The sequence below is a fragment of the Mesorhizobium sp. Root695 genome, from assembly GCF_001428185.1.
In the GTDB taxonomy this organism is placed as follows: domain Bacteria; phylum Pseudomonadota; class Alphaproteobacteria; order Rhizobiales; family Rhizobiaceae; genus Mesorhizobium.
Window position 1 is genome coordinate 31,565 of the sequence record NZ_LMHO01000014.1, and the last position, 22,511, is coordinate 54,075.

At 61.9% G+C, this 22,511-nt stretch carries 29 protein-coding genes; 9 read left to right on the forward strand and 20 right to left on the reverse strand.

Annotation, left to right across the window (positions count from 1 at the left end; translation table 11 throughout):
* Positions 1 to 20: 20 nt before the first annotated feature.
* The gene (locus ASD99_RS15830) at positions 21 to 1,541 is read right to left on the reverse strand and encodes a sensor histidine kinase (RefSeq protein ID WP_056587663.1); all 1,521 of its coding nucleotides are present in this window, start codon (positions 1,539 to 1,541) and stop codon (positions 21 to 23) included.
* 75 nt (positions 1,542 to 1,616) lie between these two features.
* Between ASD99_RS15830 and ASD99_RS15835 the strand changes: the two genes are divergently transcribed.
* The 4 genes from ASD99_RS15835 (at position 1,617) to ASD99_RS15850 (ending at position 4,111) form a co-directional block, all read left to right on the forward strand.
* Entirely contained in the window at positions 1,617 to 2,237 is a 621-nt protein-coding gene (locus ASD99_RS15835; RefSeq protein WP_057144231.1) for a thermonuclease family protein, read from the forward strand.
* Between the two features lie 42 nt (positions 2,238 to 2,279).
* Complete coding sequence (locus tag ASD99_RS15840; protein ID WP_056587670.1) at positions 2,280 to 2,891, forward strand: glutathione S-transferase; 612 nt, start codon at positions 2,280 to 2,282, stop codon at positions 2,889 to 2,891.
* On the forward strand, positions 2,831 to 3,511 hold the full coding sequence (locus ASD99_RS15845) for a uracil-DNA glycosylase family protein (RefSeq protein WP_056587674.1): 681 nt from the start codon (positions 2,831 to 2,833) through the stop codon (positions 3,509 to 3,511). Before ASD99_RS15840 ends, ASD99_RS15845 begins: the two co-directional genes overlap by 61 nt.
* A gap of 108 nt (positions 3,512 to 3,619) precedes the next feature.
* Positions 3,620 to 4,111 (forward strand): Lrp/AsnC family transcriptional regulator, encoded by a 492-nt coding sequence (locus tag ASD99_RS15850; protein WP_006205209.1) that lies wholly within the window; start codon positions 3,620 to 3,622, stop codon positions 4,109 to 4,111.
* A gap of 27 nt (positions 4,112 to 4,138) precedes the next feature.
* Here ASD99_RS15850 and ASD99_RS15855 read toward each other — a convergent pair whose 3' ends face one another.
* The 13 genes from ASD99_RS15855 to moaA form a co-directional block, all read right to left on the reverse strand.
* Positions 4,139 to 4,708 carry a DUF3299 domain-containing protein gene (locus tag ASD99_RS15855; protein WP_057144232.1) on the reverse strand — a complete coding sequence of 190 codons (570 nt, stop codon included), beginning with the start codon at positions 4,706 to 4,708 and terminating at the stop codon, positions 4,139 to 4,141.
* Between the two features lie 47 nt (positions 4,709 to 4,755).
* Positions 4,756 to 5,169, reverse strand: coding sequence for a GNAT family N-acetyltransferase (locus ASD99_RS15860; protein ID WP_244497768.1), 414 nt, complete (start codon positions 5,167 to 5,169; stop codon positions 4,756 to 4,758).
* A gap of 128 nt (positions 5,170 to 5,297) precedes the next feature.
* A complete protein-coding gene (locus tag ASD99_RS15865; RefSeq protein WP_057144233.1) occupies positions 5,298 to 6,002 on the reverse strand; it encodes a DNA alkylation repair protein in 705 nt (234 codons plus the stop codon).
* A 9-nt stretch (positions 6,003 to 6,011) separates the two neighbouring features.
* Complete coding sequence (locus tag ASD99_RS15870; RefSeq protein WP_056587688.1) at positions 6,012 to 6,881, reverse strand: NAD(P)-dependent oxidoreductase; 870 nt, start codon at positions 6,879 to 6,881, stop codon at positions 6,012 to 6,014.
* A 214-nt stretch (positions 6,882 to 7,095) separates the two neighbouring features.
* Positions 7,096 to 7,917: an ABC transporter permease gene (locus ASD99_RS15875; RefSeq protein WP_056587691.1), complete on the reverse strand. Its 822-nt coding sequence runs from the start codon at positions 7,915 to 7,917 to the stop codon at positions 7,096 to 7,098.
* On the reverse strand, positions 7,914 to 8,633 hold the full coding sequence (locus ASD99_RS15880) for an ABC transporter permease (protein ID WP_056587693.1): 720 nt from the start codon (positions 8,631 to 8,633) through the stop codon (positions 7,914 to 7,916). The genes ASD99_RS15875 and ASD99_RS15880 overlap by 4 nt, the downstream gene beginning before the upstream one ends.
* An 80-nt stretch (positions 8,634 to 8,713) precedes the next feature.
* Complete coding sequence (locus ASD99_RS15885; protein WP_056587696.1) at positions 8,714 to 9,499, reverse strand: ABC transporter substrate-binding protein; 786 nt, start codon at positions 9,497 to 9,499, stop codon at positions 8,714 to 8,716.
* Between the two features lie 157 nt (positions 9,500 to 9,656).
* A complete protein-coding gene (gene mobB, locus ASD99_RS15890) occupies positions 9,657 to 10,166 on the reverse strand; it encodes a molybdopterin-guanine dinucleotide biosynthesis protein B (RefSeq protein WP_056587699.1) in 510 nt (169 codons plus the stop codon).
* The gene (gene mobA / locus ASD99_RS15895; RefSeq protein WP_056587701.1) at positions 10,163 to 10,795 is read right to left on the reverse strand and encodes a molybdenum cofactor guanylyltransferase MobA; all 633 of its coding nucleotides are present in this window, start codon (positions 10,793 to 10,795) and stop codon (positions 10,163 to 10,165) included. Before mobA ends, mobB begins: the two co-directional genes overlap by 4 nt.
* A gap of 56 nt (positions 10,796 to 10,851) precedes the next feature.
* A complete protein-coding gene (locus ASD99_RS15900; RefSeq protein WP_056587710.1) occupies positions 10,852 to 11,772 on the reverse strand; it encodes a DMT family transporter in 921 nt (306 codons plus the stop codon).
* A 120-nt stretch (positions 11,773 to 11,892) separates the two neighbouring features.
* Entirely contained in the window at positions 11,893 to 12,252 is a 360-nt protein-coding gene (locus tag ASD99_RS15905; RefSeq protein ID WP_056587712.1) for a hypothetical protein, read from the reverse strand.
* A 141-nt stretch (positions 12,253 to 12,393) separates the two neighbouring features.
* The gene (locus tag ASD99_RS15910) at positions 12,394 to 12,867 is read right to left on the reverse strand and encodes a hypothetical protein (RefSeq protein WP_056587716.1); all 474 of its coding nucleotides are present in this window, start codon (positions 12,865 to 12,867) and stop codon (positions 12,394 to 12,396) included.
* A gap of 56 nt (positions 12,868 to 12,923) precedes the next feature.
* Positions 12,924 to 13,919: a GTP 3',8-cyclase MoaA gene (moaA, locus tag ASD99_RS15915; protein ID WP_057144234.1), complete on the reverse strand. Its 996-nt coding sequence runs from the start codon at positions 13,917 to 13,919 to the stop codon at positions 12,924 to 12,926.
* 198 nt (positions 13,920 to 14,117) lie between these two features.
* Between moaA and ASD99_RS15920 the strand changes: the two genes are divergently transcribed.
* Both ASD99_RS15920 and ASD99_RS15925 read left to right on the forward strand, forming a co-directional pair.
* The gene (locus ASD99_RS15920; RefSeq protein WP_056587844.1) at positions 14,118 to 14,471 is read left to right on the forward strand and encodes a gamma-butyrobetaine hydroxylase-like domain-containing protein; all 354 of its coding nucleotides are present in this window, start codon (positions 14,118 to 14,120) and stop codon (positions 14,469 to 14,471) included.
* A gap of 123 nt (positions 14,472 to 14,594) precedes the next feature.
* Positions 14,595 to 15,206 (forward strand): pyridoxamine 5'-phosphate oxidase family protein, encoded by a 612-nt coding sequence (locus tag ASD99_RS15925; protein WP_057144235.1) that lies wholly within the window; start codon positions 14,595 to 14,597, stop codon positions 15,204 to 15,206.
* 18 nt (positions 15,207 to 15,224) lie between these two features.
* On the opposite strand, the gene ASD99_RS15930 is transcribed toward ASD99_RS15925, so the two are convergent.
* Complete coding sequence (locus ASD99_RS15930; protein WP_056587725.1) at positions 15,225 to 15,677, reverse strand: MarR family winged helix-turn-helix transcriptional regulator; 453 nt, start codon at positions 15,675 to 15,677, stop codon at positions 15,225 to 15,227.
* Positions 15,678 to 15,724: 47 nt separating this feature from the next.
* Here ASD99_RS15930 and ASD99_RS15935 point away from each other — a divergent pair, with 47 nt between their 5' ends.
* Entirely contained in the window at positions 15,725 to 16,633 is a 909-nt protein-coding gene (locus tag ASD99_RS15935) for an alpha/beta hydrolase (RefSeq protein ID WP_057144236.1), read from the forward strand.
* Between the two features lie 12 nt (positions 16,634 to 16,645).
* Here the strand turns inward: ASD99_RS15935 and ASD99_RS15940 are convergent, their stop codons facing one another.
* Together ASD99_RS15940 and ASD99_RS15945 are read right to left on the reverse strand one after the other, a co-directional pair.
* Complete coding sequence (locus tag ASD99_RS15940; protein WP_056587731.1) at positions 16,646 to 17,041, reverse strand: rhodanese-like domain-containing protein; 396 nt, start codon at positions 17,039 to 17,041, stop codon at positions 16,646 to 16,648.
* Positions 17,042 to 17,117: 76 nt separating this feature from the next.
* The gene (locus ASD99_RS15945) at positions 17,118 to 17,732 is read right to left on the reverse strand and encodes a TetR/AcrR family transcriptional regulator (RefSeq protein ID WP_056587847.1); all 615 of its coding nucleotides are present in this window, start codon (positions 17,730 to 17,732) and stop codon (positions 17,118 to 17,120) included.
* Positions 17,733 to 17,831: 99 nt separating this feature from the next.
* Between ASD99_RS15945 and ASD99_RS15950 the strand changes: the two genes are divergently transcribed.
* Both ASD99_RS15950 and ASD99_RS15955 read left to right on the forward strand, forming a co-directional pair.
* Entirely contained in the window at positions 17,832 to 18,578 is a 747-nt protein-coding gene (locus tag ASD99_RS15950; protein WP_056587734.1) for a 3-oxoacyl-ACP reductase family protein, read from the forward strand.
* A gap of 207 nt (positions 18,579 to 18,785) precedes the next feature.
* Positions 18,786 to 20,672 carry a L,D-transpeptidase family protein gene (locus tag ASD99_RS15955; RefSeq protein WP_057144237.1) on the forward strand — a complete coding sequence of 629 codons (1,887 nt, stop codon included), beginning with the start codon at positions 18,786 to 18,788 and terminating at the stop codon, positions 20,670 to 20,672.
* A gap of 89 nt (positions 20,673 to 20,761) precedes the next feature.
* On the opposite strand, the gene ASD99_RS15960 is transcribed toward ASD99_RS15955, so the two are convergent.
* The 3 genes from ASD99_RS15960 to ASD99_RS35455 all read right to left on the reverse strand — a co-directional run bounded on the left by ASD99_RS15960 (position 20,762) and on the right by ASD99_RS35455 (position 22,240).
* Complete coding sequence (locus ASD99_RS15960; protein ID WP_057144238.1) at positions 20,762 to 21,238, reverse strand: hypothetical protein; 477 nt, start codon at positions 21,236 to 21,238, stop codon at positions 20,762 to 20,764.
* 219 nt (positions 21,239 to 21,457) lie between these two features.
* On the reverse strand, positions 21,458 to 21,715 hold the full coding sequence (locus tag ASD99_RS15965) for a PepSY domain-containing protein (protein ID WP_056587744.1): 258 nt from the start codon (positions 21,713 to 21,715) through the stop codon (positions 21,458 to 21,460).
* A 291-nt stretch (positions 21,716 to 22,006) separates the two neighbouring features.
* Positions 22,007 to 22,240, reverse strand: a complete 234-nt coding sequence (locus ASD99_RS35455) for a GcrA family cell cycle regulator (protein ID WP_156388998.1) — start codon at positions 22,238 to 22,240, stop codon at positions 22,007 to 22,009.
* Between the last annotated feature and the right edge of the window lie 271 nt (positions 22,241 to 22,511).

A 22,511-nucleotide genomic window follows, 5' to 3' on the forward strand; every position in this document is an offset into this window, starting at 1 on the left:
TTGCATCTCAACGACTTCGCCTACCGCCGTCGCGCCGCAACCGCTGCTGTCGGCAGTGCGGGCAATTCCTCCATCACCCGGCTCAGCGGGAAGATGGCGATCGCCTCTGTCCCTTCGCGCAGCTTGGAATGAAGCTCGAACTCGCCGCCATGCATGGCAAGCAGGCCTTGCACGATCGGCAGGCCAAGCCCGGTGCCCTGCTCGGCGCTCTTGATGGCAATCGAACCCTGGCCGAAGGCTGAGAGCACTACCGGGATTTCGTCTTCCGGTATGCCCGGGCCATTGTCCTTGATCGAAATGTATTGCCCGCCGCCCGCCGTCCAGCCGACGCGGACGCGGATTTCGCCGCCGGTGGCGGTGAATTTTATCGCATTCGACAGAAGGTTGAGCGTGATCTGCCGCACCGCCCGCTCGTCGGCGAACAGGCGGGGCAACTGATGCTCGAAATCCTGGACGACGCGGATGTCCTTGTTGCGCGCCCTCAGTTCCATCATGTGACAGCAATCCTCGACGATGTTCAGCAGCATCACCGGCTCTTCATTGAGCTGGTAGCGGCCAGCCTCGATGCGCGACAGGTCGAGGATCTCATTGATCAGGTCGAGCAGATGCTGGCCGGATTCATGCACGTCGTGGGCGTAGTCGCGATAGGTGGGATTGCTCATCGGCCCCAGCACCTCGTTCGACATCACCTCGGAAAAGCCAAGAATGGCATTGAGCGGCGTGCGCAGTTCGTGGCTCATCGAAGCGAGGAACCGTGATTTCGCCAGATTGGCGTCTTCCGCCCGCCGCCGCGCCTCGTCGGACATCGATTTCGCCGTCTCCAGCTCGGCGATCAGCGCATCCTTTTCAGAGCGGAACGACAACACCATCAGGGACGAGCGGTTGAGGTGGCGGGACACATAGGCAAAGAAGGGCAGCGACACGACCAGCAACCCGGCCATGATTACCTCAACCGGCATCCACAGTTTGAACCCAACATAGGCATAGAGCGCCACCGGAACGGCAAACGTCGCCAACAGCGCCCCGCCCAGAGATGAGGTCATCACCGCGGTCGCCGCCATGGCGAAGAGCAGCACCACGGCCTTGACCAACTGGAACTGGTCGATCTGGCAGGCGCCGCAGCCAAGCCAGACGAACCAGGCCCAGCCGAGGCCGCAAAGGAAATGGCAGATCAGGAATTCCCGTCGTGTTTGCAAAGGGTTGAGGTCGGAAGCTTCAGTGCGCTCAATGCGCCGCGCCATGAAGGCGACGACGGTGTAGCAGGTCAGTGTGAACAGCGCCCAGAGCCCGATCTCGTTGCCGACGCCGGCCAACCGGCCAGCAGCCGCGATCGCCAGGATGAGAAGCGGGATGGCGATGGCGCCGCTTGTCATTGCGCGGGCGTGGAGCTTCAGCAGTTCGCGATCGAAATCGGGATTGCCGGCCTGCTGCGAAAGACGGTCACGCGTCTTGCGCACCGCGCGCGCCACATCGCTGTTGCGATGAGGTTTCCTGCGGTCCACAATGAACTTGTCCGCTGTGTTCGAGCGTTGCAAGGGCATCAAAACTTCAATTTATACGAGCAGCGGTTTCCAAGTGTTAAGCTACGTTCGAATGATTAACCAACCGTTTGCCATATGAGCCGATCCTGGTCGCCGAGGCCGCGCCGGCGATACGTTGCGCCACCCAGAAGCCTGTGGCGCCGGCTGGTGGATTACGGGCTTACATCAATCATTCTCGGGCTGCTGATCCTGCTGGCGGCCCGCCTCGACCGGGTTGAAACCCGCAAGACGCAGGGCGTGGCAATCATCAATGACGGCGATTCGATCACGCTTGGCACTGAGCGCATCCGCATGCGCGGCATTGATGCTCCGGAGTATACGCAGACTTGCCGCAGGAACGGTGCCGACTATCCCTGCGGCACGCTTGCGCGTCAGTCGCTTGTGCGCCTGATCGCCGGCAAGCCCGTCTCCTGTACCGGCTGGCAGCGTGACCGTTATGGCCGGCTGCTCGGCGACTGCACCGCCGGCGGCAAGGATCTCAACCGCGCGCAGGTCGAGGCGGGCTGGGCGGTTGCCTATGGCGATTTCGAGAGCGAGGAAGCCACCGCCCGTACGGGAAAGGCCGGCATCTGGTCGGGAACATTCGACCAGCCGCAAGACTGGCGCGACAGCCATCACGGCGAAGTCGTAGAGAGAAAGCACGGCACGCTGGCGTCGATCGGCGATGCCGTGCGCGAGATTTTTCGCTTCTGGTGATACCCGTCCTGGAACTGGAACCGAGAACGAACGGAGGATAGAATGAAACTCTTCGACGGTGGGCGGGCGCCCAACCCAAGGCGGGTCCGCGTTTTCCTGGCCGAGAAAGGCATCGAGGTTCCACAGGTGCCCATCGACATGGGCGCGCTGGAGCACAGACAGCAGGCGGTTAGCTCGCGCAATCCCTTGCAACGCCTTCCGGTGCTGGAACTCGACGACGGCACCGTCATCACCGAATCCGTCGCCATCTGCCGCTATTTCGAGGAGCTGCATCCGGAACCCGCTTTGTTCGGGCGCGGCGCGCTCGGCAAGGCGCAGGTCGAGATGTGGCAGAGACGGATGGAGTTCAATTTGCTCAGTTGTGTCGCGCAGGCCTTTCGCCACATCCATCCGGCCATGAAGGAATGGGAAATCCCGCAGATCCCCGAATGGGGTGAGGCCAACAAGCCGAAGGCCGTGGAGTTCCTCGGGCTGCTGGACGGCGAACTGGGCAGCCGGAAGTTCATCGCCGGCGACAGCTATTCGATCGCCGACATCACTGGCCTGATCGCCGTCGACTTCATGAAGCCGGCACGCATCAAGGTGCCGGATGAATGCGCGAATGTGTTGCGCTGGCATCAGGCCGTCTCCAGCCGTCCGAGCGCATCAGCCTGAGAATGACTGTCGAACTCGAAAGCTTGACTGCCACGGTCCGCGCTTGCCGCATCTGCGTGGAGAACCCGGTCGGCAAGCCGTTGCCGCACGAACCACGCCCGGTGTTGCGACCATCGTCCAGCGCCCGAATCCTGATCGCCAGCCAGGCGCCGGGGACCAAGGTGCATCTATCGGGTATGCCGTTCACCGATGCCTCCGGCGACCGCCTGCGCAGCTGGCTGGGCGTGACGAGTAGCGAATTCTACGACATCGAAAAGTTCGCCATCGTGCCGATGGGCTTCTGTTTTCCCGGCCAGGACGCCAAGGGCGGGGACCTGCCGCCGAGGCGCGAATGCGCGCCGGCCTGGCGCGCGCCCTTGATGGCCTTGATGCCACGGGTCGACCTGGTGCTGACGATCGGCATCTACGCGCAATCCTGGCACATGGGTGCGGCGCGCCGGCCTTCACTGACGGAAACGGTGATGGACTGGCGCGCCATCTGGGAGAATTCCGTCGGCCTGAAAGTGCTGCCGCTGCCGCATCCGTCGTGGCGCAACACCGGCTGGCTGAAGAAGAATCCATGGTTTGAAATGGATTTGCTGCCTTTTCTGCGTTCGGAAATCCGCTATCGCCTTAGTTGACCTTTCAGCAAGAAATCACTCGCTTTTTGCCCGATCAGCAGAATTTCTTTCTTGTGAAAGGCCTGGATAAGGCAGAGTATAGGCAATCTATTCCCTTGGGAGCACGATATGGATCGCCTCGATAGAAAAATTCTCCGTCTCTTGCAGGAGGACGCGACACTCGCGGTCGCCGATGTCGCCAAAAAAGTCGGGCTGTCGACGACGCCTTGCTGGAGACGCATCCAGAAGCTCGAGGAAGAGGGCGTCATCAAGCGGCGCGTTGCCATTCTCGACCATGAAAAGGTCAATGTGCGCGTCACTGTCTTCGTGTCGATCCGTACCAATTCGCACAGCCATGAATGGCTGCGGCGTTTCTCGGAAGTCATCCAGGAGTTTCCCGAGGTGGTCGAGTTCTACCGCATGAGCGGCGACGTCGACTATCTCCTACGCGTCGTGGTGCCCGACATTGCTGCCTATGACGCCTTCTACAAGCGGCTGATCGCCAAGATCGAAATCCGTGACGTGTCGTCGTCCTTCGCCATGGAGCAGATCAAGTACACGACCGAAATCCCGCTCGACTACATGGTGCTGGACAAGGAATCGGGTGCCAACGCCGCCTGAGCTGGACCTCATACAAGATCGTCCCGCTTAGTTCTTCTTTTTGTTGAGGAAACTCCAGGGTGAGTTTACCGGCAGCGTGATCGTATCCGGCACTGTGTCGACGCCCACCACGTTTGCCTTGCGCACGCTGTAGCCCGACTGGATGACGCTGACGCCGTCGAGGATGAACAGCTGGCTCTTCTCCATGTCCGGCTTCAGCGCCCCGGTGACGGCGACCGGCTGGTAGGCTTCCGACATCTTGTAAGGGTGAGCCGGCGTGACCAGAACGATCTGGTTGGGCGGCGGCGTCGGCATGTGGCTGCAGGCACCCGTCCACGGCACCAGCAGGAACTGATAGACGAGATCACCATCGCGATCGACCGGCAATGCATAGCCGGCCAACTGAATGCTTTTGTCCTGCAGATTGACGGACAGCGTCTCGCCACGGTCAGGCAATTTTGCCGCGATCATCGGCAGTCCGACGTTTTCGGCGGCGGATTGCGTAGCCGGGCGCAGATCCTTCCAGAATATATGCGCGGTCTCGCCCGAGGCATCAGCGGCAGCCGACACCAACAACGCGGCTGCGAGCACTATGGTTGATCTGACATATTTGCTCATTGGCCGCGTCCTTTGAATTTGGAGTAAAGACTCCGCCAGCAACGACGTCAACGCTCGAGCCGCATCACATGTCGGCGAGAACCGGCCACCCCAGTCTCCCGGAACCCACGAGCCACGAACATGTCGCGAAAGCCCATGAAACTGTAACTCGGCGACGCCTGATCGATCGGGTAGGCCTCGATCGTGCTGGCGCCCTTGGGGAAGGCGTGATTTATCGCCGCGTCGAACAGCGCCGCCGCCAGCCCGCCGCCGCGCAAGGCTCTCGGCACATAGAAGCAGACGATCGACCATACGCCGGTCTCGCTGTCGTCCTGCTGCCGGGAGAGCCGGCGATAGGTCTCGCGTGGCGCGACCGAGCACCAACCTACGGTTTTGCCTTCAACGTGGGCGACGATGCCGACGGGCGTATCGGCCTCGATGAGCGAAAATGATGGCCCGTTTCTTCTCGTCGTTCGGGACATGCTCGCGGCTGGGAAGGTTGCGCCAGGCCATGCACCAGCAATATTTCGGCCCGCCCGGCTGCTCGAACAGGTTTTCGAAATCGGCGCGCGTCGATCGCGTCACCTCCGAGAAGCGGATTTCCGGTCCGTCAGCTTTTCGTGGCGGCGATCCGCGCGAGCGTCTTGGCATTGGTCAGTTCCCTCACTGCGTCCTTGCCGATCCAGCGCGCCGTCCTGTCGGTCGACTGCGCCAGTCGTTCGGCGACAGCAAGGGCAGCGCCGTGCATATTTATGGATCGTTTGCCGATCGACCGGAGCGCCCAGTTCACGGCTTTCTTCACGAAATTGCGGCTGTCGGTGGCATGCGCTTCGATGATCGGCAGGAAGGCGAGAAAGGTCACGTCCGGCTCCTTCTTCCGGTGAACGACAGACCAGGCCATCATGGCAAAGGCCGTGCGTCGAACGAATTCCCGCTCGTCGGCCGCGAATTCGGCGATCAGTTCTTTCCAGGCGTCCGTATCGACAAAGAGGTCCGAGACGCCATCGACGATGTCCCAGGAGTCGAAACTGGCCGCCCATCTTCTTGCATCTTCAGCAGAAAACCGCTGCGGGTCAGCCGTGACGGAAGCGATGAACTGCGCCTCCATGATATCAGTCGCCCACAGCTCGAAGGCGCGCTCGTGGTTGCGCTTGATCTTCCTGGCAATCTGTCGCTGCACGCCGTGCGAGACACCGAGCGCGCGGTCGATCTTGATACCGTAACGCACCATGCCGAGGCGGTTCTCCTCCGAGCCGATGGCGCACAAGTGGGCGACAATTTCCCCGGCACTGGACTGAGGCGAGAGTTCTGCCACCGCAGAAACCTATTTTTCGAGACGCGCCAGCAGCGAAGACGTGTCCCAGCGCTTGCCGCCCATCGCCTGCACATCCTTGTAGAACTGGTCGATAAGTGCGGTCACCGGCAATTTGGCGCCGTTGCGGTCGGCTTCGGCCAGGCAGATGCCAAGGTCCTTGCGCATCCAGTCGACGGCGAAGCCGAAATCATATTTGCCGGCATTCATCGTCTTGTGGCGGTTCTCCATCTGCCAGGAACCGGCGGCGCCCTTGGAAATCACCTCGATCACCTTCTCGATGTCGAGCCCGGCCTTCTTGCCAAAATGGATGCCTTCGGCCAGACCCTGCACGAGGCCGGCGATGGTGATCTGATTGATCATCTTGGTGAGCTGGCCGGCACCGGCCGACCCCATCAGGCCGACCATGCGGGCAAAGGCATCGATGACGGGCCTGGCCCTGTCGAAAGCGTCCTGCTCGCCGCCGACCATGACGGTCAGCACGCCATTCTCGGCGCCGGCCTGGCCGCCGGAGACCGGCGCGTCGAGAAACGAAAAACCGCCAGCTTGCGCCGCCGCCGCCAGTTCGCGCGCAACCTCGGCCGAGGCCGTGGTGTTGTCGATGAAGACCGCCCCCTTCTTCATCGATTTGAAGGCGCCTTCCGGACCCGTGGTCACCGAACGCAAATCGTCGTCATTGCCGACACAGGAGAAGACAAAGTCCTTGCCCTCGGCGGCCTGCGCCGGTGTCACCGCCACACTGCCGCCATGCTGGCCAACCCATTGCTCAGCCTTAGCCTTGGTGCGGTTGTAGACGGTGACGTCGTGGCCGCCCTTGTTCTTCAAGTGCCCGGCCATCGGATAGCCCATCACACCAAGACCGAGAAATGCAACAGATGCCATGAGCCTGCCCTTCAGAATGGAAACGAAATTTGCTGCGAAAGCTCCAGAGCAATTCCAGGAAAAGTGTGAAGCGGTTTTCCATCCGGAATTGCGTCAAAACAAGAAGATAGAGCGGTTCGGCGTTTCTATAAATCGACGAACCGTTCTAGGCTCTGCGCTCAATTCGTCAAGACGCGCATGGCCAGATCGACTGGTGCAGCCGAACTGAAAATGGTCAGCGTTTCAGGTGAATGGTGATCCGCCGCTCGATCCATTCGATGCCATGGCGCAAGATCTCGACCATCACCAGATAGACAAGGGCGACCCAGATATAGGCCTGAATATCGAAGGAGTTGGCGAAGGCGAGCTTTGCATTGCCCATCAGATCATAGACCGTGATGATGGCGACGATGGCGGACGCCTTGACCATCAGGATCAGTTCGTTGCCGTAGGGCCGCAAGGCGACGATCAAGGCCTGCGGCAGGATGATCTTGCGCAACGTCTGCAATTTGTGCAGGCCAAGCGAGGCCGCGCCTTCCCATTGTCCTCGTGGCACGCTCTCTATGGCGCCGCGCAGGATCTCGGCCTGGTAGGCGGCCGTGTTGAGCGCAAAGGCAAAGACACCGCAGTTGAACGCGTCCTTGAAAAAATCCCAGAGGCCAACCGACTGGAGTTCGATGCGGAACGAGCCCAATCCGTAGTAGACCAGATAGGTCTGGACCAGCAGTGGCGTGCCGCGGAAGAAATAGACGTAGCAATAGGCGAGGCCGGACAGGATCCGGTTGCTGGACATACGTCCATAGGCAACAGGCACCGACAGCATCGCGCCGAGCACCATCGATATGGAAACCAGCGAGAGCGTTACCCCAAGCCCGCGCAAATAGGCCGGCGCATATTTGGCGAAGAACTCGGCGTTCCAGGCAAAATAGAGATAGCTGACGATGCCGAGGCCGAACAAAATCCACAGGCAGACCAGCGCATAACCGACGATACGCCTGCGCGGCCAGCCGCGCGCCCGTGGCGGGGGCCGTTCGACCATGGTGGCTGTGGCGCTCATCGCTGGGCCTCCCGCCGGCCAAGCGAGCGCAGAATTGCGCTGGTGGCGAAGGACGACATGACGGCCAGGCCAAGAAAGACCAGGGAGGCAACGCCGAAGAACAGAAAAGCGTGCTTGGTGACGCGGGCGGCGATGCTGGCATTGCGCAGCGTCTCGGCCAGGCCGACGACCGATACCAGAGACGTGTCCTTGAGCAGGCTGAGCCAGCAGTTCTCCAGGCCGGGAAACGCGATGCGCAGCAGTTGCGGCACGATCACCTTGCGCATGGTCAGCCAGTTCGAAAGACCGATGGCATAGCCACCCTCATACTGGCCTTTGGGAATGGCGCGGAAAGCGGAAAGGAAAACCTCGCTGGCATAGGACGAGAAGATCAGCGCAAGCACGATCATGCCGGCAACGAAGCTGTTGACGTCGATGGTGGCGTCCGGCCGGAAATACCTGACGAGATGCTGCAGCAGGATCGGCATGCCGAAGAAGAACAGGAAAAGCGTCACCAACTCCGGCAGGCCGCGAAAGACCGTGGTGTAGATGTTGGCGGCAAGGCGCAGCGAAGGTTCTTCGGACTGCTTGGCGAGTGCAATGAAAAAGCCGATCGCCAATCCGATGGGCAGGGTGGCAAGCGCAAGCGCAACGGTGATCAGTGCGCCATAGGCAATATCGTCAAGCCAGCCTTCGGGTCCCCAACTGAGAAGTGTCCATATGCTCTGGGCTGGCATTGACCGGTCTTATCTCCACGTGTTCCCGAGACGAATAAAAAGACGGCGGGGAAATTCCCCGCCGTCTTGACCCTGGTTTATCAGGACTCGGCGCCGTAGACGTCGAATTTGAAGTACTTGTCGTTGATTTCCTTGTATTTTCCATTGGCGCGGATGGCGTCGATCGCCGAATTGAGCTTGTTGACCAGGTCGGTCTCGCCCTTGCGCACGGCAATGCCGGCGCCAGGCCCAAAGATCTCGACCGGTTGCGGCGAAGGCTGGCCGAGAATCTTGCAGCAGGCGCCATCAGGCGAATCCAGAAACTGCTGCAGCACGACGATATCGTCCTCGATGGCATCGAGGCGACCATTGGCGAGATCTGCCTGCTCCTCGGGGCTGCTCGGATAGCCCTTGACGGTGCTGTCGGTGTAGGTCTTCGAGGCATAGTTGAAATGCGTGGTGGTGGTGGCGACGCCGATGGTCTTGCCGGCGAGATCTTCCTTGGTCACGCCCTTCAGCGTGCTGTCCTTGGGCACGGCGATCGCCGACGGCGTGTTGTAGTATTTGTTCGAGAAGTCGACCTTCTCCTTGCGCTCCGGCGTGATCGACATGGAGGCGACGATGGCGTCGAATTTGCCGGCCTGGAGGGCGGGAATGATGCCGTCCCAGTCCTGGGCGACGAAGGTGCACTTGACCTTCATCTCATCACAAAGCGCCTTGGCAATGTCGATGTCGAAGCCCACGAGTTGGCCGTCTGACGTCAAATTGTTGAATGGCGGGTAGGCGCCTTCGGTGCCGATCTTCAGGGTCTTTTCCTGGGCTTGGGCTACGCCGAGCGTCAGCAGCGCGGCCGATGCGGCAAGCGCGATACGCAGTGAAATACGCATGATGGTCCTCTCTTTATGATCCCGGCCGTCGTTCCGAACGGCTCTATGGGGCGGTGCTTTTGACCGCCCGCTGGCGCGATACTCCCACTCTTTCCAAGAAAAAAGCAACTGCAAAACCACAAAAATGGGCAAGGCTATTCTGCCGCTGCGTCAACGCTCAAGCAACGAGCCCCGTGGTGCGCTCGATGAAGTCGGCTATCGACTTTGCATCGTCGAGGTCGAACACCGGCAGGTGCTCGCCTTCAACCGCAAAATCGGCGGCGACGGCGACGATGTTGGGATCACCCGCCGAAAGCGGCGTGCGGTCCTTCGCTTCCAGCCGGCGGGTTTCGACCTTGCTGTGGGTTTCGCGCTTGTAGCCTTCGACCAGCACCAGATCGCAAGGCGCAAGCCGCGACAGAATAGCCTCCAGCGTCGGCTCATCCTCACCGCGCAACTCATGCATCAAAGCCCAGCGGTTTCCGGACACGATCGCCACTTCGGTGGCGCCGGCCTGCCGATGGCGGAAGCTGTCGGCGCCCGGCTTGTCGATGTCGAAGTCATGATGGGCGTGTTTCACCGTCGACACTTTCCAGCCGCGCCAGACAAGTTCGGTGACCAGTTTTTCGGTCAATGTCGTCTTGCCGGAGTTTTTCCAGCCGGTGATGCCGAAGACGCGTCTGTTCATGGTTTCATGCTCTGCAACAGACGCTTGGCCCGGACAAGGTCGTCAGGCTCGTTGATGTTGAAGAAAGGATCAATCGGGTGGCCTGCCGATTGCAGAATCGGGAATTCGACATCGACAAAACCGTTCCGGTCGATGAAAGCCGACACCCGCCTGTTGTCCTCGTCGACCAGAAAGTGCCGCAAGGCGTCGCGGCAGTCCATCGGCCAGAGCGCGAAGGTCGGGTGCCGCTTGCCGGCCGAGCAAGCGACGGCAATCGCAGCGGGGCGTTGATCCTTGGCGGCAGCCAGCCGTTCGACGAGATCCGGCGGCAGGAAGGGCGTGTCGCCGGCAGCGGTGACAATCGCCTTGCAAGCCGTGTTGGCAACAGCCCAGTCCAGGCCAGTCAGGATTCCGGCAAGCGGCCCGGCAAAGCCGGTCACCGTGTCGGCAAGCACCGACAGGCCAAAGCGCGAGAACCGTGCCGGGTCGCCATTGGCGCTGAGCGCCAGGGGGGCGATCTGTGGGCTGAGGCGCGAGACGACCTGGTCAAGCACGCAGCCGCTGCCAAGCGGCAACAGGCTCTTGTCGCCGCCGCCCATCCGTCTTGATTGGCCACCGGCCAGAATGATCCCCGCAATGTCTCGCTTCATGCCATGAAGCCTGTACGCCAGCCGCCGGAAATCACAAGAACCTTCAAGTGACCTGGCTAGATTCCGTCGGGCACCATGGTCGGTCCCGTGCTTTCGGCAACGATCTTTCGCCGGCCGACGATCCGCTCGCGGTAGAGCGCGTAGAGGCCGGAGCCGATGATGATCGTGGCGCCGACGATCATCGGCAGATCGGGAATATCGGCGAAGATGAATAGGCCAAGCAGGATCGACCAGATCAGGGCCGTGTAGCGGAACGGCGCGATGAAGGAGATGTCGCCCGCCCGCATCGCCATGATGATGAACTGGTAGCCGATCAGCACCAGCACCGCAGCCAATGCCAGCAGAGCCGTGCCATTACCCGTCATCGGTGTCCAGCCGCCCATCGGCGACAACAGCGCCGCACCGACAATTGTCATGGCCAGCGCGGTGGCGGTCGACACCAGCAATGTCGGAATGGCCTTGGGGATCCGCTTGGTGGCAAGATCGCGCACCGCACAACAGGCGACGCTGGCCAGCGCCGACAGCGAGTAGATGCTGAACCCTTCGAAACCAGGCCGCACGATGATCAGCACGCCGGCAAATCCGATGGCGATGGCCAGCCAGCGTCGCCATCCGACAGTCTCGCCGAAGACAAGTGCCGCCCCCATCGTCACCGCCAGCGGCAGCGCCTGCAGCACCGCCGAAACATTGGCGATCGGCAGATGGGCGAGGGCGACGAGAAAACTCACCGTGGCGCCGGCCTCGCCGAACACGCGCAAGGCCACCAAAGGCTGCAGCATCGAGCCTGGACGGGCGAGCGCGCCGCGCTGCCAGGCGAGCAAGCCGACGAAAAGCGAAGCGAAAGCGCCACGGATCAACATGACCTGCGCCATGTTCATCGACTGCGACGAGTATTTGGTGATGGCGTCGTTGAGGCAGAAGCCGGCCATCGCCACCACCATGAACAACGCGCCGCGAAGATTTGGAGACAGGGGCAAGACGACTACCGGTTCCGCTTCGCAGCAAGCCTGTAACAGCCGGAGATGAAACAGCAACAGCAAAGGGCTGGGCCACAGGGTTGTTTGTGGCCCAGAGACTCCCTGCAATGGCGGCAGAGCTTACTTCTTCGGCGTCAGCACCTCGGTGCCATTGCCTTCCTTGCCGGCGATCGTCCACAGGCCATGCAGCGAGCCGTCGTCCATCACCTTGTAGACGACAAGGCCGATATCCTTGTCCATGACATAGCCGGCGGAGAAGGCGTCATCGTTGCGCATGCAGATGCCATCGGAAGATGAGCCGCCCGTCTCCCAGTGGATCGTGCAGGTCGTTCCGCTGGTCAGCGCGATGGTTGCCTCGCCGCCATAGGGTGATCCATCGAAGTTGGTGCCGGCGACGGTATAGGTGCCGCCGATCGACTGGGCTGCCGCGGGCACGGCCGCGAGACCAAGCAATGCAAGAGAAAGAACGAGTTTGTGCACGATGTATATTCCCCCCGAGTTGGATGAAAACCGTCCCAGAGCGAACGCTAGGCCGGAACGGGCGCACGGTAAATCAGGTGACCATCGCGGATACAGATTAGTTCGCCGTGTGGCCGAAAATGCTCATAGAGCCCCGAACCCTCACGGCCCCTTGAGACTGCCGGCGATGGCACCCACCAGCGGGTCGTATTTCGACTTCAGGGCCGGCGGGTAGTCGACCCACACCGTGCGGATGACACCATCTTTGCCGAACAGGCGCCGCTCGTAAAAGATCTTTCCATCCTTCAAGCCCGACAGCACCGCCCAGTCCTTTGCGGCCTTGCCGTAGGTGACCTTGTAGCCCGGTTCCTGGCTTGCCTTCTCCGCTGCGACAAAGCCTTTCGGCGTGTCGTCGTCGACGTTGAGGATGCCCGAGCAGATCAGGCTGGCACCATCGGCGCTTAGCCACACCTGTCCGTCGCCATTGTCCGGTTCAGGCTGGCGATCGGTGAAGACATCGTCGGGAAAGGTGCAGACGGTGCCGAAGCGCTCGTTCACATAGGTGAACGGCGCGGCAATTGCGGTGCTCGCCGCGAGCGCAGCGAAAAACGTCCCGATTGAAAAGAACCGCCGCATGTCTTGCCCCCAAGTCGATGACCGCACGGCAATTCTTGGGCAGATCGGCGGCAAGGTCAGCCGCCAGTGACGCTCATATGGCGCGATACCGATGGGCGGCTGGTGCGGCGGTCGATGATGAAGTCATGGCCTTTCGGCTTGCGGCCGATCGCTTCGTCTATTGCCGCGGCGACCAGCTCGTTGCCTTCGGAGGCTCGCAAGGGCGCGCGCAGGTCGGCGGCGTCCTCCTGGCCGAGGCACATGTAGAGCGTGCCGGTGCAGGTCAGCCGGACGCGGTTGCAGCTTTCGCAGAAATTATGCGTCATCGGCGTGATGAAACCGAGGCGCCCGCCGGTCTCGGCGACATGGACGTAACGGGCGGGGCCGCCGGTCTTGAAGGGAATGTCGGTCAGCGTGAACTGGCGTTCCAGCGACGCGCGCAGCAGCGACAGTGGCAGGTACTGGTCCGTGCGGTCGCCCTCGATCTCGCCCATCGGCATGGTTTCGATGACCGTCAGGTCCATGTGGCGGCCATGCGCCCAGCGCATCATTTCAGGCAGCTCGGCGTCGTTGAAATCCTTCAGCGCCACCGCGTTGAGCTTGACCTTCAGCCCGGCCGCCTGGGCGGCATCGATGCCTTGCATGACCTTGTCGAGATGGCCCCAGCGCGTGATCTTGTGGAACTTGTCGGCATCGAGCGTATCGAGTGAGACGTTGATGCGCTTGACGCCGCGATCGGCGAGTTCGGCGGCAAAGCGCGACAGCTGCGAGCCGTTGGTGGTCAGCGTCAGTTCTTCCAGCGCGCCGCTGTCGAGATGCCGCGACAGCTGGCGCACCAGATGCATGATGTTCTTGCGAACCAGCGGCTCACCGCCGGTCAGCCGCAGCTTCCTGACACCCTTTTCGATGAAGACCGTGCAGAGTCGGTCGAGTTCTTCCAGCGACAGCAGGTCTTTCTTCGGCAGAAAGGCCATGTCCTCGGCCATGCAATAGGTGCAACGGAAATCGCAGCGGTCGGTGACCGACACTCTGAGGTAGCTGATCGTGCGGCCGAAAGGATCGATCATGTCCATGCTTCAAGCGCTTCCCGTGGCCGTGAACGGCGTCGTTGTATACCGCTATGTGATACGATACGGCCTGCCATTCAAGATAGCGCCTCTCGATCTTTGGTAACATTCCTGCGCCGACATCGCATGTCGGTCGGCTCAAAGAGCCTTTTCCCGTTTGGCGAAGCGGCGTAGGGAAGGGTGGACGACACGGGATCGAACATCATGACCGCACCGAAAGAACTCCGGGTCTCGAAGGACCGTAAACTGCTGTCCGTCACCTTTCCCGATCATCAGCCGTTCGAACTGCCGGCTGAGTTGTTGCGGGTCGCCTCGCCATCGGCCGAAGTGCAAGGCCATTCGCCCGAACAGCGGGTGACGGTTCCCGGCAAGCGCAATGTGGCGATCCTGAAGATCGAGCCAGTCGGCAACTATGCTGTCCGCATCACCTTCGACGATTTCCACGACACCGGTATCTTCACCTGGAATTACCTGCACACGCTCGGCCATGAGAAGGATGCACGCTGGGACGCCTATCTGGCCGAGCTTGCGGAAAAGGGCTTGAGCCGGGACCGCTAGGGTAAGGAGATAGAGCATGATGTCGTCCGAAAACCGCTCACACTTTTCGGCATCATGCTCCCGACGCCGTCGTCAAAGCGTCATCGATGTGGAGTAGCGCCGGCAAGGTTCGGAGACGAAAACATGTCCGTCATCACCACGGTCGAGCAGCTCGAGGCGCTCTATGGCGTTCCAGGCGAGGCTTCCCTGGTCAAGGAACTTGACCACGTCATTCCAGAGTATGCCGCCTTCATCGAAGCCTCACCCTTCGTCGCGCTGGCAACCAGTGGCCCTGAGGGGCTGGACTGTTCGCCGCGCGGCGATCTCGCCGGCTTCGTGCGCATCCAAGATCCGAAAACGCTGATGATGCCGGATCGTCGCGGCAACAACCGCGCCGATTCACTTCGAAACATCATCCGCGACCCGCGCGTCGGTCTGCTGTTCCTGGTGCCTGGCTCTGGCACGACGCTGCGCGTCAATGGCCGCGCTCTTATCACCAGGGATACAACGCTGTGCGCGTCATTCACGGTGGACGGCAAGGCGGCCCGTTCAGTGACCGTCGTCGATGTCGATTCGGTCTATTTCCAATGCGCCCGCGCCATTGTCCGTTCCGAACTCTGGAACCCGGCAAGGCACGTCGACCCGAAGTCGCTGCCGACGCCCGGACAGATCCTGGAAATCACCAGCCGCAAGAATATCGACGGCGAGACCTACGACAAGGAATGGCCGGAGCGGGCGAAGAAGACGATGTGGTAAGTCTGGGCTGAAGGGCCGTTACGCCTCCTTCAGCACCTCATAGATCTTGCGCATCTGCTCGCCGATCATGTCGCACTGTTCCGGCGTCGACTGGCTCATCGCCTTCTCGATCAGCGCCATATGCACTTTCAGCGCCTGCATCAGCAGCGCCTCGCCGGCCTCGGTGAGTGCAAGCCGCAAGATGCGCTTGTCCTTTTCATCGCCTTCGCGGCGCAGCAGCCCACGCGCCTCCAACTGCGGCAGCAGCATGGTGATGTTGGAGCGGCCGACGAGCAGCTTGCGGGCAAGGTCGTGCTGCGACATGCCGGGATGGCGGTAGAGGTTCATCAGAACGTCGAGCTGCGCCGGCTTCAGGTCGAGCGGCGCGAGCTTCACCGCCAGCGTGCGCTCCAGCACATGGCAGGCACGCGCCACCGCGACCCAGTTGCGAAAACGCGGGTTGTCCCAAGGTAGCTCTTGTTTATTGTTCATCTTTGAACTATTATGTTCATGCTTGAACGTATGGATGGATTCTCACTATGGCATCATTCGGGCTGAAGGTCATCCGGGGCGTGTTTGGTGCGGCCGAGTGTGTCGCGCCACGCCTGACCGGGCGCGCGGCGTTCGAATTGTTCTGCCGCACGCCGAGCGTCAAGGCGCTCAGCGATGGCGAACGCCGCGCCATCGACCGTGCTGCCGAGTTCATGACCGAGGCGCGTCATCACCGGCTGAAGACCGCGACCGGCTGCGTCATGGTGCACGAGTTCCGGCCGGAGCCGGGCAGGGCGGCCGCCGGCACGGTGCTGGTCGTCCATGGCTGGCGCTCGCGCACCGAATATATGCGCGCATTGATCGAAGGCTATCGCGCCGCCGGCTACAGGGTTGTTTCGCTTGACCTGCCAGGCCACGGCCAGTCGCAGGGCCGGCGGTTGAACATGGTCAATGCGGTGGATGCGGTGCGGGTTGCCGGCGAGTGGTTCGGTCCCTTCGTGGCGGCGGTCGGTCATTCCTTCGGCGGCGCCGTGGCCGCCAATGCCATCGCCGGCTCGGTCAAGAACATTCCGCCGCTGGCGGCCGGATGCCTGGTGCTGATTGCGGCGCCCAGTTCGCTGCCGGCAATCTTTGCCGACTTCAGCCGCATGCTCAATGTCGGCCCGCGCTCGCAAGCCGCCATGGCGGACCGGGTCGAACATCTTTCCGGCCGGCCGCTGCACGAATTCACCGGCGACCGCCAACTTGCCCACGCGCCGGTGCCGACCCTGGTCATCCACGCACCGGACGACCGCGAGGTCTCGGCCGATCATGCAAGGCGCTACGCCGGTGCCGGCGGCCATGTGCGGCTTTACTGGGCCGATGGGCTCGGCCACCGCCGTATCCTTGCGGACAAGGGTGTGGTCGAACGCGCGGTCGGCTTCGTGATGCATCGAGAGCCGTCGCTGCTGCATTGAGCGGCGGTCGACCTATTTCTTCTTCTCGCCTGGTTCGACCGGCAGTCCGGCCGCCTTCCAGGCGGTGTAACCGCCAAGGATGTGCTTGACCGGCGAAAGCCCCATGTCCTGCGCCGTCTTGGTGGCCAGGGCCGAGCGCCAGCCGCCGGCGCAGAAGAAGACGAAGCTCTTTCCCGAGGCGAAGAATGGCTTGTGGTAAGGGCTTTCAGGATCGATCCAGAATTCCAGCATGCCGCGGGTGACATGTTTGGCGCCGGGAATCCTGCCGTCGCGTTCGACCTCGCGAGGGTCGCGCAGATCGACGAAGATGGTGTCTTCATCGTCGAGCAGCCCGGCTGCTTCCTCCGGCGAAACCACCTCGATCTCGGCGTTGGCCTCGTCCAGCAGTTCGCGATAACCCTTTTTCACGCTCTCGTCCCTCCCGACCTTGTTGGCCCCAGTGTTGCTGGCAAGTCCGGATTTCGAGCACACCGGCCGGCGTTTGTCACGCCGCGTTGATACCGGCCATTGTCTTCCAGGCAGCCAAGGCCCCGGCCACGGTTGCCAGCAGGGCAACGTGCGATGCACCGTCGCGCGCCTGGATCGACATGCCGTGCTGAACCGTGGCGAAGAAGGTCGCGGCGGCGGCGCAGTCGAAATCCGCCGGCAGTTCGCCTTCGGCGACGCCGCGCTCTAGACGCTTCCGCAGGGCGCTGTGGTTTTCGGCGCGGCGGCGACGCAGATCGTCGCAGATGGCGCCGCGGCTTGAGTCCTGATGCAGCGCGCCGAGCGCGATCAGGCAACCCTGCGGGCGATCGGTCTGCGCATAGGCTTTCGCCGTCAGGCACAGAAATTGTTCGATCGCCAGCCGCGCGGTCGGTGCTTCCTCAAGCGCCAGCCAGATGTCGGCCCCCTCGGTGCGCGAATAAAGCTCCGTCGCCTCGAGGAACAGCGCCTCCTTGCTGCCGAAGGCGGCATAGAGGCTGGGCGAGTTGATGCCCATGGCGGCGGTCAACTCGCTCATCGATGCGCCTTCGTAGCCACGGGCCCAAAAGACCTCCATCGCGCAGCGCAGCGCCGAGGTTCGATCGAAGGTGCGGGGGCGGCCTCGTTCCGACATGATGCTCTTTTCTGTGTTGATCGATACATAATTCAGTTGACGCCGGCGGGCAAGGCTGAGAGATATATATGTATCGATCATTACAAAAAGGAGAAATCGATGTCATCCAACCAACTGGGCGGCAAGGCCGCGCTCGTCACCGGCGGCAGTCGCGGCATCGGTGCTGCGATCGCGCGACGGCTCGCGGCCGACGGCGCCAGCGTCGCGCTGACTTATGTGCATGGCGAGGAGCAGGCCCGCTCTGTTGTCGCCGAGATAGAGGCCAAGGGTGGCCGCGCCATCGCGATCAAGGCCGACAACCGTGATGCCGTGGCCATAGACAAGGCCGTGGATGACGCCGTGACGGCGTTCGGCCAGCTCGACATCCTGGTCAACAGCGCCGGCATCTGGCGTGCCGCGCCGATCGATACGCTGTCGCTCGCCGATTTCGATGAAACCATGGAGGTTAATCTCAGAGCCCCGTTCATCGCCTCGAAGGCGGCGGCCGCGCATATGGGCGAGGGCGGCAGGATCATCTCGATCGGCAGCAATCTTGCCGAGCGGGTCACCGACACCAGTCTTGGCGCCTATTCAACCAGCAAGGCGGCGCTGGTCGGCCTGACCAAGGCGCTGGCGCGCGACCTCGGTCCACGCGGCATCACCGCCAATGTCGTTCATCCCGGCTCGACCGACACCGACATGAACCCGGCTAACGGCCCGCATGCCGAACACCAGCGCCAGAAGATGGCGACACCGCGCTTCGGCAAGGCCGAGGACATCGCCGGCATGGTCGCCTGGCTGGCAGGCCCGGAGGGCCGTTTCGTCACCGGCGCCGCGCTGACCATCGATGGCGGCGCCAACGCCTGATTGCAAGGCATTTCGCGGCTGGAGCGCAAACACCCGCTCCAGCCGTCACGATGTTGTGAAACCGTTCTGCAACAGGCGTTCCAAAATTTATGAAAGCTTAACGAAATCGGTATGAATCAGTATAGTCGCGCCTTACATCCGCCATGCGGTGAGCGGGACGATCTAGCGTGCGGAACGGGAACCGGTTGCGGCCGGAGCGGGTGATCCATGAAATTCCTCGGAAACAAAGCAACCGTGGTGCCGCTGATGGCGATCACGGCAACCCTCGCTTTCGGTGTGCCTCAGGCAGGCGCGCAGGGGCTCTTCGACATGCTTTTCGGCGGTGGCGTCAAGCGCGCGCCGCAAGGCGAGTTTCCGCCCCCGCCACCGAAACACAAGCCGAAGGCGCCGGCCAGCGGCGGCGGTGGCGGTGTGAGAATCAGCAGCCCGTCCTACTACACCTATAAGGCCGACCGGCTGGTTCGCGTCGACTTCTCGGCGTTGGCCGCGACACCAGAGCCGGCGGCACCGCAGGACGCGGCTTTCGTTCCGTCGGCCACGGGCGCCGCGTTTCGTGATGCGGTTGCCAGCTTGGGCGACTACGAACTCTTCGCCGAGCCCGACATCGCCAAGGCGCTGATCGCCTATTACTCGGCCAATCCGGATTTCATCTGGGTGACCGGAACCAGCCTCAACAGCCGTGCGCAGGACGCGGTGCGCGTCCTTGGCGAGGCTTCAAGCTATGGCCTCACGCCCGCCGACTATACGGTCGAAGTGCCCGCCGCCGGTACATCGACGGCCGACGCCAACGCGCAACTGAAAGAGCTCGTCCGGTTCGAGATGGCGCTGTCGGCACGCGTGCTGCGCTATGCCCATGACGCCCAGAACGGCCGTGTCGAGCCCAACCGCATGACCGGCTACTATGATTTTCCGGCCAAGCCGCTCGACTTGCAAGGCGTGCTGAAGACACTGGCGCATACCCAGGAAGTGCGCACCTATCTCGAGTCGCGGCATCCGCAGAATGCGGAATACCAGGCGCTGCGCGTCGAACTGGAATCGCTGCAGGCCAGTGCGGAAAACGAGATCGTCGTCGACCCCAAGCTGCTGCTGAAGCCGGGCGAAATCAGCCCCGAACTGCCGAAGCTGCTGACCCTGATTGCGCGCAATCTCGATGACGAGATGGGCGGCGCCTATGGCGAGGTCCTGTCGAGGCTGGCCACCAGCGAAGTCTATGACCCGCAACTGGTTCCAGTCGTCAAGGCCGTGCAGCAGAAGGCAGGCATGAAGGGCGATGGCGTCATCGGGCCGCGCACCGTTGCGTCGCTGGCCGGAACATCCAAGGCCGACAAGCTGCTGAAGGTGGAAGTGGCGCTGGAAGAGCTGCGCTGGCTGCCCTCCGATCTCGGGAGCCCGCGTGTCTTCATCAACCAGCCGGCGTTCACCGCTAGCTACATCGACAATGGCGAGGAGAAGCTGAAGACGCGTGTCGTCATAGGCCGGACCACCAATCAGACCGCTTTCTTCTTCAAGGAGATCAAGCAGGTCGATTTCCATCCCTATTGGGGCGTGCCGCAGTCGATCATCGTCAACGAGATGCTGCCCAGACTGCGCAACGATCCGGGCTATCTCGACCGGGCCGGCTATGAGGTGACCGATTCGCGCGGCAAGCGCATTCCTTCGTCGGCGGTCAACTGGGGCGCCTATGGCGCCAACATTCCTTACAGCGTGCGCCAGCAGCCGAGCGAGGCGAACGCGCTGGGCGAGCTGAAGATCCTGTTCCCCAACAAGCACGCGATCTACATGCACGACACGCCGCAGAAATCATTCTTCCAGCGTGATATGCGCGCGCTCAGCCATGGCTGCGTGCGGCTGCAGGACCCGCGCGGCATGGCGGCCGCGGTGCTCGGCACCTCGGTGGACGACATCGCCGAGAAGCTGAAGCACGGCCACGCGACCGAGAATGTGACACGCACGATCCCGGTCTATGTCGCCTATTTTACCGCCTGGCCCGACATGTCCGGCAAGGTCGAATATTTCGGCGACATCTACGACCGCGACTCACGGCTCAAGCAGGCCCTGGACGCCACGGAAGCGGTACGTTCGCCTTCGAGCTGATTAAAGCGCTTCGCGTCGACGCGCTTTAAAGTCTTTGTTTTGGGCGTGTCGTTGTCCCAAAACCGCTGCGCACTTTTGGGCGACACGCACTAACGCTCCAACAGCGGCCGTTGAAAGCCGGCGTCTCGCCCGGCGATCAGCCAATAGATCAGCCCGGCGACAAGGCCGGCAGCGGCAATAATGCCGATGTCGGCCCAGCGTTCCGGATCCATGTCCTCCGGCGCGCTTGGCCAGATCAGGGCGAAGCCGCTGACCGCGGCAGCGGCGCCGAAGACCATGTGCAGCAGGAAGTTGCGCAACGAGAAGAACTCGGCGATCAGTGCGAAGATCAGCGTCTGCAGGGCGGTCACCACAATCGTCAGGAAATAGACGAACATGCCGAGCGGCGGCACCACCAGGACCGCGATCGGCGAAACGCCCATGACGTCGAAATAGTCGGGCGCGTTGGGCAAGGAACTGAGCGCGCCATAGATCGCCGCAACGGCGATCAGACCTGCCAGCACCGACACAAAGTAGCCGGCTAATATCATCAATATACGCATCAGTATGTGCTTCGCAGTCGCCATGCCATCCCCCAATGCGGCGTCTAGGCGACAGTCAGCCATCAAAGCGAGACTGACGCAAGGGGAGGTGCCCCTTGGCAAGTCGCGGGACACGAAGCGGGCTGGAGCGGCGCGTTTCATGGAAACGCAGAACCGCTGCAGCTCCTTGTTTGAGGCAATTCCGGACGGAACCGTCTTACACTTTTCCTGGACGTCCTTTAAACCCGTCGTCTGTGGGGACCCCTATTTTGGCTCGGCCGTCACGGGATCGTAGGTGATCTCGACCTTCGCCTTGTCCGACGTGTAGTAGGTGACGGTGTAGGCGCCACTATCCCAGTCGACCTCTTTCACATAGCGAAAGCCGTCGCGTCGCTCGACCTTGGCGATGATCTCCGACAATTTCTTGGCATTGGGCGGCGGCAACGGAGCATCGTCCGCGGCCAATGCCGGCCCACCGGCGAGAAGAACGGCGACGCTGGTCGCCAGCAGAAATCTGGACATGGCTTTCCCTCAATTTTCCTCGGACAGAAACTCGCTGGCGTGCCGGTTTGTTCCGCAGCTGAAATGCATGACCATCCAGTCCGCCGATTTGCAGTTAACCGGAAAAAAAGCCATGCGCCAAAAAACCACGATGCGCCACTTCACTATTCGTGGCCATAGGATGTTGGCGGGTCATTGGGTGCTATATGCACACGCGTCATGTCGTTGCCCCCTGACGATGTCCCCAACTGATGTGGAGCGCATCACGCTGAGCCCTTGCTTACCTGTTCGAGGGGCCGCCGCCCGCTTAACTTACGCGGCGCGTCGTTGAGCGGGGTGGAGACCTGAACGGGTTCGACGAGGGTCGACGGCGGTCACGATGCCGTGGTGGTGATCGCAGTAGACGCGATCCGACGAAGTTGGCCCAGCACAAAAACGGTAACCGCCGGGTACTGACCGGTCTTCGCTCACCGGGAAGCGGCACTGATAGAGGCCTAGCTGAATGAGGGGGACGTCTCTCGAAGCTGGTCTGATATTTTCACGCATGGTTTTTCAGGTTCCTGGTTCATGGCCATTGCCGGCTGACGGCCGCGGTGCGGCCGCGTCAGGGCGAGCTTCTCTCGTTTTGGAGGGCTGTGGATCAACATATGGTGTTGGTCGCAGCGTCAATGAAGCCCGACGCCCTGCTTTCGGAAGCCAATTGTTGCGACTTAAGGCCACACTTACCGCTGGGAGGGCGAGCTGCCGGAGCGAATACATTTTGTCAGCAGACAGTGTGGTCGCGTCCCAGGGCCTCTCTCCGAACCGCTGCGCCGGT

Coding starts and splice junctions, on each gene's coding strand:
- ASD99_RS15870 (WP_056587688.1), bottom strand. CDS start 6,881: ATGGCATCTGTTGCATTTCTCGGTCTTGGTGTGATGGGCTATCCGATG.
- moaA (WP_057144234.1), bottom strand. CDS start 13,919: ATGGACATGATCGATCCTTTCGGCCGCACGATCAGCTACCTCAGAGTG.
- ASD99_RS15860 (WP_244497768.1), bottom strand. CDS start 5,169: ATGTCCCGAACGACGAGAAGAAACGGGCCATCATTTTCGCTCATCGAG.
- mobA (WP_056587701.1), bottom strand. CDS start 10,795: ATGAAGCGAGACATTGCGGGGATCATTCTGGCCGGTGGCCAATCAAGA.
- ASD99_RS15850 (WP_006205209.1), top strand. CDS start 3,620: ATGGATCGCCTCGATAGAAAAATTCTCCGTCTCTTGCAGGAGGACGCG.
- ASD99_RS15945 (WP_056587847.1), bottom strand. CDS start 17,732: ATGTCGGAACGAGGCCGCCCCCGCACCTTCGATCGAACCTCGGCGCTG.
- ASD99_RS15885 (WP_056587696.1), bottom strand. CDS start 9,499: ATGCGTATTTCACTGCGTATCGCGCTTGCCGCATCGGCCGCGCTGCTG.
- ASD99_RS15880 (WP_056587693.1), bottom strand. CDS start 8,633: ATGCCAGCCCAGAGCATATGGACACTTCTCAGTTGGGGACCCGAAGGC.
- ASD99_RS15965 (WP_056587744.1), bottom strand. CDS start 21,715: ATGTCCAGATTTCTGCTGGCGACCAGCGTCGCCGTTCTTCTCGCCGGT.
- mobB (WP_056587699.1), bottom strand. CDS start 10,166: ATGAACAGACGCGTCTTCGGCATCACCGGCTGGAAAAACTCCGGCAAG.
- ASD99_RS15875 (WP_056587691.1), bottom strand. CDS start 7,917: ATGAGCGCCACAGCCACCATGGTCGAACGGCCCCCGCCACGGGCGCGC.
- ASD99_RS35455 (WP_156388998.1), bottom strand. CDS start 22,240: ATGCGTGAAAATATCAGACCAGCTTCGAGAGACGTCCCCCTCATTCAG.
- ASD99_RS15910 (WP_056587716.1), bottom strand. CDS start 12,867: ATGCGGCGGTTCTTTTCAATCGGGACGTTTTTCGCTGCGCTCGCGGCG.
- ASD99_RS15950 (WP_056587734.1), top strand. CDS start 17,832: ATGTCATCCAACCAACTGGGCGGCAAGGCCGCGCTCGTCACCGGCGGC.
- ASD99_RS15830 (WP_056587663.1), bottom strand. CDS start 1,541: ATGCCCTTGCAACGCTCGAACACAGCGGACAAGTTCATTGTGGACCGC.
- ASD99_RS15840 (WP_056587670.1), top strand. CDS start 2,280: ATGAAACTCTTCGACGGTGGGCGGGCGCCCAACCCAAGGCGGGTCCGC.
- ASD99_RS15855 (WP_057144232.1), bottom strand. CDS start 4,708: ATGAGCAAATATGTCAGATCAACCATAGTGCTCGCAGCCGCGTTGTTG.
- ASD99_RS15930 (WP_056587725.1), bottom strand. CDS start 15,677: ATGAACAATAAACAAGAGCTACCTTGGGACAACCCGCGTTTTCGCAAC.
- ASD99_RS15955 (WP_057144237.1), top strand. CDS start 18,786: ATGAAATTCCTCGGAAACAAAGCAACCGTGGTGCCGCTGATGGCGATC.
- ASD99_RS15960 (WP_057144238.1), bottom strand. CDS start 21,238: ATGGCGACTGCGAAGCACATACTGATGCGTATATTGATGATATTAGCC.
- ASD99_RS15935 (WP_057144236.1), top strand. CDS start 15,725: ATGGCATCATTCGGGCTGAAGGTCATCCGGGGCGTGTTTGGTGCGGCC.
- ASD99_RS15925 (WP_057144235.1), top strand. CDS start 14,595: ATGTCCGTCATCACCACGGTCGAGCAGCTCGAGGCGCTCTATGGCGTT.
- ASD99_RS15920 (WP_056587844.1), top strand. CDS start 14,118: ATGACCGCACCGAAAGAACTCCGGGTCTCGAAGGACCGTAAACTGCTG.
- ASD99_RS15845 (WP_056587674.1), top strand. CDS start 2,831: ATGCGCGAATGTGTTGCGCTGGCATCAGGCCGTCTCCAGCCGTCCGAG.
- ASD99_RS15835 (WP_057144231.1), top strand. CDS start 1,617: ATGAGCCGATCCTGGTCGCCGAGGCCGCGCCGGCGATACGTTGCGCCA.